General features: G+C 63.6%; 1 protein-coding gene. It reads left to right on the plus strand.

The window, feature by feature from the left end; all coding sequences use genetic code 11:
• Positions 1 to 77: 77 nt before the first annotated feature.
• Positions 78 to 935 (plus strand): IS5 family transposase, encoded by an 858-nt coding sequence (locus tag K7787_RS31410; protein WP_223003714.1) that lies wholly within the window; start codon positions 78 to 80, stop codon positions 933 to 935.
• The last annotated feature ends 13 nt before the right edge of the window (positions 936 to 948 follow it).

Below are 948 nucleotides of genomic sequence, written 5' to 3' on the forward strand. Positions count from 1 at the left end.
AGAGGGCATCTGATCTAGGTAGTTGGTGTTCTGGGATGTTTTTGTGACTGGTGACGCTGACGGTCGTTGCACGCTGCGTGAGTCCTCGTCGTCCGTACCGCAGCGACATGTCCGATGCCCGCTGGGCCTTGATCGAGCCGATCTTCGCCGCCTGGAGGGCGAGCCGGACCGGGCCCGGGACGGCGGCCCGTGTGCACGACCTGCGGGAGATCGTCAACGCGATCCTCTACGTGAACCGCACCGGCATCCCATGGGAGTACCTGCCGCACGACTTCCCGCCGTACAAGACCGTGTACGACTACTACGCCAAGTGGGAAGCCGACGGCACCACCCAGCGGATTCACGACCTGTTACGAGACAAGACCCGCCGAGCTCACGGCCGCAGCGCACAGCCGACCGCGGCCGTGGTCGACGCGCAAAGCGTGAAGACCTCGGGAAACGTCCCCGAGACCAGCCAGGGCATCGACGCCGGCAAGAAGATCAAAGGACGCAAGCGACACCTGATCACAGACACACTCGGCCTCGTCCTGGCAGTCCTTGTCACTGCCGCGTCCGTGCACGACACGACCGGCGGCAAGCTGCTGCTGGACGACTTGGCCGTGGCACATCCCAGCGTGTCCAAGGTCTGGGCCGACGGTGGCTACCAGAGCAGCATCTTCAACCATGGCGCCGGCCTGGGCATCGACGTGGAGGTCGTGCAGCGACCGCAGACAAAGGGGTTCAAGGTACTGCCGAAGCGGTGGGTGATCGAGCGGACCTTCGGCTGGTTGATGCAGCATCGCCGTCTGGCGCGGGACTACGAAGCCTTGCCGCAGCGATCCCGGACGATGATCCACTGGGCGATGGCTAACAAAATGTCCCGCGAGCTGACCGGAGAATCCGCACCAACCTGGCGAATGAAACGGACATCCCACTCACAACAGAGTGAAGGCTGATCAGATGCCCTCT

This window comes from Streptomyces sennicomposti, assembly GCF_019890635.1.
Taxonomy (GTDB): Bacteria; Actinomycetota; Actinomycetes; order Streptomycetales; family Streptomycetaceae; genus Streptomyces; species Streptomyces sennicomposti.